Raw genomic sequence first — 6,546 nt, 5'->3', positions numbered from 1 at the left:
GGCCGGGGCACCGGTCGGAGGCGGAGCCGCGACCAGTGGGTGCCGAAGCGACACCGGTGCGCTGGTCGGTCGGTGCTCGGCTGCTGGTGGCCGCCGCGGCGGTGATGCTGGTTCTCGGCGCCGCGGCGGTGGTGGTCATCGTCGCCGACCCCTACCGCCTCGGCCAGGCATACTCCGGCGCACCCGACGGCGCCCGGCCCGACGGCGCCCGGTCCGACCGCGCCCCGTCCGACGGCGCCCGGCCGGGTGCGGCTGCGGCTGCGGCCGCCGAGCAGACGATGACGACGCCGCTGGCGGGGCGGCAGAAGGCCACCTTCGTACTGGCGGACGGGTTGTCCTCGTTCGACCTTCGGGTGGCCGACCTGGGCGACGACCTCTACCGAATCAGCAGCCCGGCCGACTCGGGTGTGGCCGTCCGTCCCGTGGTGCAGGGTGAGACCGTCCGGCTCGGCGTGGTGGCCACCGGCACGTCCGAGAAGCGGGCCGCGCGGGTGCTGCTCAGCGAGCGGGTCGCCTGGCGTCTGCACCTGGAGGGCGGGGTGGGCGAACAGGTGCTCGACCTGGCGCAGGCACGACTTCTGGGCGTGGATCTCGTCGGCGGCTCCGCCCGCACCGATCTCATCCTGCCGCCGATGAACGGCGGCACGACGACCGTGCGGCTGACCGGTGGAGTCAACCAGTTCGACATCCGGGTGCCGGGCACACCACCGGTACGGGTGCGGGTGGGAGCGGGGGCCGGTTCGGTCGCGGTCCGCGACGAGCGCTGGGCCGGGGTCGCCGCTGGCGCGCTGTTGAGTACGCCGGGGTGGGACCGCTCAACCGACCGGCTCTTCCTTGACCTGGTGGCAGGCGCCGGCACCGTGACGGTGACCGAGTCCCGGTGACCGGCCCACGACTAGGACGCCGACCAGGTTCGTCGGGCGTCGAGCCGGCGACCTCGGGTGCTGGTCGGGGCCGTCGGCGTCGGGCCGGCGACGTCGGGTGTGGGGTCGGGGCCGTCGGGCAGCGGCCAAGAGCGGGCAGCGGCCAGGAGCGGGCAGCGGCCAGAGACGGAGACGCGGGCCGGGGTCGCCGGGGAGTGAGCCCGGCGCCGGGCGGTCGGGTAGGACGCCGACCAACCCACCCGCGACGTGCTGGGTCGGAGGTTCACCCCTGGCGGGAAGCGCCGCAGCCCGGGGAGGGCGCGAGCGTACAGTCGGGCGGTGGAGCGTACCGAATCGATGCCGGCACAGACCCGACCGCCCGGCGTGGCCGACGTCGATCCCGGCAGCGTGCTGCTGCCGGGCCACGATGTGCCACTGGGGCGGTACACGACCGTTCGGCGGTTGTTGCCGCAGCGGCCTCGGCGGATGGTCGGCGCGTGGTGCTTCGTGGACCATTTTGGCCCGGACGACGTGGCGCAGCGGCCCGGCATGGAGGTGCCACCGCACCCGCACACGGGCCTGCAGACGGTGACCTGGCTGCTCGACGGCGAGATCATTCACCGGGACAGCCTCGGCAACGTCCAGGCGATCCGGCCCGGCCAGTTGAACGTGATGACCTCCGGGCACGGCATCGCCCACTCGGAGCGGTCGCCGGCCACGCACCCGCCGGTCATGCACGGTGTGCAGCTCTGGGTGGCGCTGCCGGACCCGGCGCGGGCCGGCGCCGCGGACTTCGCGCACCACGCCGACCTGCCACGCTGGCGGGACGGCGACGTGGACGCGACCCTGCTGGTCGGCGAGTTCGCCGGCCAGCGGTCCCCGGCGGTGGTGCACACCCCGCTGGTGGGCGTGCAGCTTGAGCTGGGCGGGGCGGCGCCGACCACGCTGCCGTTGCGGCCCGATTTCGAGTACGCCCTGCTGGCGATGTCCGGCTCCGCCGAGGCCGCCGGGGTGGGTTTCGAGCCAGGCGCGTTGCTCTACCTGGGTTCGGGTCGACGCGAGGTGACCGTGCGCGGCGGGGCGGGGGCCCGGCTGTTGCTGCTGGGGGGTACGCCGTTCGAGGAGCCGCTGGTCATGTGGTGGAACTTCGTGGGCCGCTCGCACGAGGAGGTCGCCGCCGCTCGGGAGGACTGGATGGCCGGCCGACGTTTCGGCGTGGTGGCCGACGATGCGGCGTCGCCACTGCCGGCGCCCGCCCTGCCCACCACCCGGCTCAAGGCCCGCGACCGCACCGGCGGCCTGCACGGATGACCGGCCCGAGACACCGGACCGGCGCGCGCCGAACCATGAGTGCGCCGGGCCGACGTGCGCCGGACCATGAGCCCGCCGGGCCAAGACGCGCCGGGGCTGGGGCAGGCCGGGGTCGGCGGTTGGCCGACGGTGGCGTGGGTAGTCGCCGGCATGGCGACCACTCTGATCACGCCCGTCGAGGACCGCAAACGCGTGGCCCGCCGGCTGGCCGGCAGCGGACGAGGCTTCGCCGAGCAGTACGGCTTCCGCGTGACCAACAATCCGGCGAGCCTGTTCCAGGTGCTCTACCTCGCGGTACTGCTCGCCCGCCGGGGTGACTTTCGTCGGGCGCTGGACGGCGCGCGGGCGCTGCGCGACGAGGGGTGGGACAGCGCCGCCCGGCTGGCCCGGTCGCTGCACCAGGACCGGGTGCGGGTGCTGCGCGACAGTGGTCAGCGCGGTGACGTCGACGCGTTGGCCGACGTGCTGGGCGATCTGGCCCGGACGGTCGTCGAGCGGTACCGGGGCGACCTGCGCCGGTTGCGCGCGGTCGCGCACCACGAGCCGGCTGCCGAGCGTGCGCTCCTCGCCGACCTGCCCGGGGTGGACGACCAGGTCGTCGACCTGTTTCTGCGCGAGGCGCAGGCGTTGTGGCGGGAGGTCGCCCCGGTGGCGGACCGGCGGGCGCTGGCGGCGGCCCGACGGCTCGGGCTGGGCCGCTCGGCGGATGACCTGGCCGGCTTGGCCAGCGGCGAGTCGGAGCGGCTGGCGTGGCTGGTGGGAGCGCTGGCCCGGGTCGATCTGGAGCACCGGTACGCGGAACTGTCCGGCCGTCCCTGACGTGCCCTGGCCCACACTTCGGCCAAAACTGACCGTACGGGGGATGGTCTGTCGTATGGTTGTACCCGGCAGTGCTGGCCGCTCGGTTCGAGCGGGCATCCACCGCCGGGTGACCGCGACCGGTTCGGACGCGGTTCACCGCCTGGGCAGGTTTGCGTGGCGCCCCCGGTCGCGGTTCGCGGCCAAGGGGCGCCCGCCTGTCCCGGCGAGCCCCGCCCGTGACGCAGCCGGGCGCGAGCGCTCAGTGCGCCAGCCCCGCCAGCAGGTTCACCGTGACGCCGATGACGAACGCGCCGAACAGGTACGACAACAACGCGTGCCGCAGCACCGTCCGGCGCATCTCGTTGCTGGTCAGGTTGGTGTCGGAGACCTGGAACGTCGTCCCGACGGTGAACGCCACGTACGCGAAGTCCGAGTAGCGGGGCGGCTCGCTCTGGTTGAAGTTCACCCCGCCGTCCGGGCCCGTGTAGTAGATCCGGGCGTAGCGGGCGGTGAAGACGGTGTGGACGACCAGCCAGGACAGCACCACGCTGAGGACGCCCAGCACGCCGTACAGGTCGCGGTGTGCGCCGGGTGGCGCGGCGTGCGCGCTGGCGAGGACCAGCCCGACGGCCAGCAGGCTGGCGAGGCACGCGATGAGCAGCACCACGTCCCGGGTGGCCCGGTTGGGGTCCTCGTACACGGCGAGGCGGGCGGTGCGGGTGGCGTCCATCGGCCAGAGTTTGCGCCACACCAGCACCAGCCAGCTCAGCGCGGCGACGTCCCAGCCGGCCAGCGGGGCGAGCGACGGCGACAGCGCCAGGGCGAAAACGCCGCCGACGATGACGCCGACCACCGCCACAACGACGAGTTGCACCGCCGCCGGGGTGTGCCCGTCCGGCGGGCGGGACAGCGGGCCGGTGCCAGTCATCCGCGCCGTCCGCGCGTTACGACGGACGCCACCACCGCCGGGTCAGATGCCGCGCAGATGCTGCGACACCCGGTTGTGCTTCTTGTCCCGGGCCTGCGCGGCGCGTTGCGAGGGGCTCACCTCGGGGGCGGCCTCGATGCCGGCGGACCGGGCCACCTCGGTGCCGTTGGCGTAGTCGACGGGCGGCAGGGCGCGCAGTGCCTTGAGCACGTCCGGCGGGGCGCCCTCCCGTTCGGCCTCGCGGACCACGTCGTTCTTCTCGGCCGGGTAGTCCAGGCTCGACAGGTACTGCAGGACGTCCGCGTAGCTCGCCATGTCTGGGGCTCCCTCGGGGCATCGATGTGGTCACGACCGGCGGCGGTTACCCGCCCGCCGCCTCGTCACGCCCGGGTCGGCGGAGGAAATCGCCCGGGTCGCCGCAGGAACTCCGGCGCCGTTTCCACCACGGCACCGCGGGTACCCGCAGGCGGCGCCGACAAGCCCGAGGGAGTACGCGATGCAATACGACACCTTCGTCGACCTGGTTTCCCAGCGCACCCGGACGTCGTCCGAGCAGGCGGTCGAGCTGACCCGGGCCGTGCTGGAGACGTTCGCCGAGCGGCTGACCGGCGGTGAGGTGCTGGACCTGGCCGCGCAGCTTCCGCAGCCGCTGCAACTGGTGCTCAAGCCCAGCCCGAGCACCGAGCAGGCGGACCGGTTCGGAGCGGCCGAGTTCGTGGCGCGGGTCGCGCTGCGCGCGCAGGTGCAGGAGCCGGCCGCGCGGGACGCCGTCCGGGCGGTGTTCACCACCCTGCGCGAGGCGATCACCGGCGGGGAGTTCGACGACGTGGCGACCCAGTTGCCGCGCGACTACCGGGGCCTCGTGGAGCAGGCGATGGCGCCGGGTGCGACGCTGCGCCGCGCCTGACGGTGGAACCTCCGACCGGGGACGCACAGCGGTTGGCCAGGGCAACGATCGACGTCCGGCTTGGCGTGTCGGTCGGCCCTGGCCTAACCTTGTCGTGCGAGGGGAGTACTTCCCACGAACCATTCCGGTCAGTACGGCACGCCCGGCGTGCCTCGGGTGGTTGCCCATCTCCGATGGGTGAAGGAGACCTCGAACATGACACGGTGTTCGAGGAGACCCCATGACCGAATTGTCATACCTGGCCGCAGCGAGTGACCTGTCGTCGGTGGGCACGCCCACGCTCTGGGCGCTGACCATCGCCGGCGTGGTGCTGCTGCTGGTGCTGGACTTCCTGGTGACGCGCAAGCCGCACGAGGTGTCCATGCGGGAGGCGATCGGTTGGTCGGCGTTCTACGTCGCGCTGCCGCTCGCGTTCGGCGGCTGGGTGTGGTCCCGTTACGGCTCGGAGCAGGGCGTGCAGTACCTGACCGGTTACCTCGTCGAGAAGTCCCTCTCGGTCGACAACCTCTTCGTCTTCATGCTGCTGCTGGCCGCGTTCGCGGTGCCGGCCGTGCTCGCCCAGCGGGTGCTGCTCTACGGCATCGCCGGCGCTCTGGTGCTGCGGGCGGTCTTCATCGCCCTGGGCGCGGCGGCCCTGCAGACCCTCGACTTCGCGTTCCTGCTCTTCGCGATCATCCTCATCGCGACCGCGGTGAAGCTGCTGCGCGACGCCCTCTCCGGGCATCAGCAGGAAGTCGACATCAACAAGATGCGCTCGGTGAAGCTGCTGCGCAAGATCATGCCGGTGGTCGACGAGTACCACGGCACCCGGATGACCGTACGGCAGGGCGCGAAGCGGGCACTCACGCCGTTCGCCCTGGTGGTGGTGGCGGTGCTGGCCACCGACGTGGTCTTCGCCGTCGACTCGGTGCCGGCGGTGTACGGCATCACCGAGGACCCGTACCTGGTCTTCGCCACCAACGCGTTCGCCCTGCTCGGCCTGCGGGCGCTCTACTTCGTCCTGCACGCGGCGCTGAGCCGGCTGGTGCACCTCAGCTACGGCCTGGCGATCATCCTGGCGTTCATCGGCCTCAAGCTGGGTCTGCACTGGGCGCACGGCATCTGGGCCGGCGTGCCGCAGATCCCCACCCTGGCCTCGCTCGGCGTGATCATCGGCGTGCTGGTGGTGGTGACCCTGACCAGCCTTCGCGCCACCCGGGGCGGCACGCCCGAGCAGCGCGAGGTCGTCACGGAGCGGCACTGACCGCGCCGCCGGGTCGACGAGGGCGTACGCGGGAAAGCTCCCGCCCCGGCCGGCCCGGGTGGTACGACTGTGCAATGGGAATCGTGTCACCGGGCTTTCAGGGCCGGCCCCGCTCACAGGAGCCGGCCCTGCCACCCGGTCAGTACCTGACCGAGGACTTTCCGGTGCTGTCGGCCGGCCCGACACCCCGGGTCTCCCTGGACACCTGGGAGTTCGTCATCGCCGCCGAGAACGGCACCGAGTACCGGTGGTCGTGGCAGGAGCTGATGGCGCTTCCGCAGGAGACCGCGATGGTCGACATCCACTGCGTCACCCACTGGTCGAAGCTCGGCACCACCTGGCAGGGCGTCTCCCTGGACACCCTGCTCGACGGCGTGGACACCAGCGCGCACTTCGCGCTCGCCCACTCGTACGGCGGGTACACCACCAACCTGCCGCTGGACGACCTGCGCGGCGGCCGGGCCTGGGTGGCGCACACCTTCGACGGCGCGCC

General features: G+C 73.0%; 8 protein-coding genes. 6 read left to right on the top strand and 2 right to left on the bottom strand.

Translation table 11 applies throughout. From position 1 onward, the window contains the following. The 3 genes from AB0J68_RS24045 to AB0J68_RS24035 form a co-directional block, all read left to right on the top strand. Positions 1 to 884 (top strand): hypothetical protein (locus AB0J68_RS24045; protein WP_363940538.1); only part of this gene is annotated, 884 nt, incomplete at its 5' end. A 318-nt stretch (positions 885 to 1,202) separates the two neighbouring features. Next, positions 1,203 to 2,174: a pirin family protein gene (locus tag AB0J68_RS24040; protein ID WP_363940537.1), complete on the top strand. Its 972-nt coding sequence runs from the start codon at positions 1,203 to 1,205 to the stop codon at positions 2,172 to 2,174. A 150-nt stretch (positions 2,175 to 2,324) separates the two neighbouring features. Beyond that, positions 2,325 to 2,993 carry a hypothetical protein gene (locus tag AB0J68_RS24035; protein WP_363940536.1) on the top strand — a complete coding sequence of 223 codons (669 nt, stop codon included), beginning with the start codon at positions 2,325 to 2,327 and terminating at the stop codon, positions 2,991 to 2,993. Positions 2,994 to 3,234: 241 nt separating this feature from the next. Here the strand turns inward: AB0J68_RS24035 and AB0J68_RS24030 are convergent, their stop codons facing one another. Both AB0J68_RS24030 and AB0J68_RS24025 read right to left on the bottom strand, forming a co-directional pair. Further along, on the bottom strand, positions 3,235 to 3,903 hold the full coding sequence (locus AB0J68_RS24030; RefSeq protein WP_354862645.1) for a DUF1345 domain-containing protein: 669 nt from the start codon (positions 3,901 to 3,903) through the stop codon (positions 3,235 to 3,237). A gap of 42 nt (positions 3,904 to 3,945) precedes the next feature. Then, positions 3,946 to 4,218: a DUF2795 domain-containing protein gene (locus tag AB0J68_RS24025; protein ID WP_354862647.1), complete on the bottom strand. Its 273-nt coding sequence runs from the start codon at positions 4,216 to 4,218 to the stop codon at positions 3,946 to 3,948. Between the two features lie 181 nt (positions 4,219 to 4,399). On the opposite strand from AB0J68_RS24025, the gene AB0J68_RS24020 reads away from it, so the two are divergent. The 3 genes from AB0J68_RS24020 to AB0J68_RS24010 form a co-directional block, all read left to right on the top strand. Continuing rightward, positions 4,400 to 4,810, top strand: a complete 411-nt coding sequence (locus AB0J68_RS24020) for a DUF2267 domain-containing protein (protein ID WP_354862649.1) — start codon at positions 4,400 to 4,402, stop codon at positions 4,808 to 4,810. A 220-nt stretch (positions 4,811 to 5,030) separates the two neighbouring features. Next, positions 5,031 to 6,053 (top strand): TerC/Alx family metal homeostasis membrane protein, encoded by a 1,023-nt coding sequence (locus AB0J68_RS24015; RefSeq protein WP_355069134.1) that lies wholly within the window; start codon positions 5,031 to 5,033, stop codon positions 6,051 to 6,053. Between the two features lie 74 nt (positions 6,054 to 6,127). Further along, positions 6,128 to 6,546: molybdopterin-dependent oxidoreductase (locus tag AB0J68_RS24010; protein WP_363940535.1), on the top strand; the 419-nt coding region annotated here is incomplete at its 3' end.

The organism is Micromonospora sp. NPDC049580 (assembly GCF_040675595.1).
Classification (GTDB): Bacteria; Actinomycetota; Actinomycetes; order Mycobacteriales; family Micromonosporaceae; genus Micromonospora.
The sequence above is the reverse complement of the archived record's forward strand: the minus strand, read 5'-3'. Positions and strand labels throughout refer to the sequence as shown.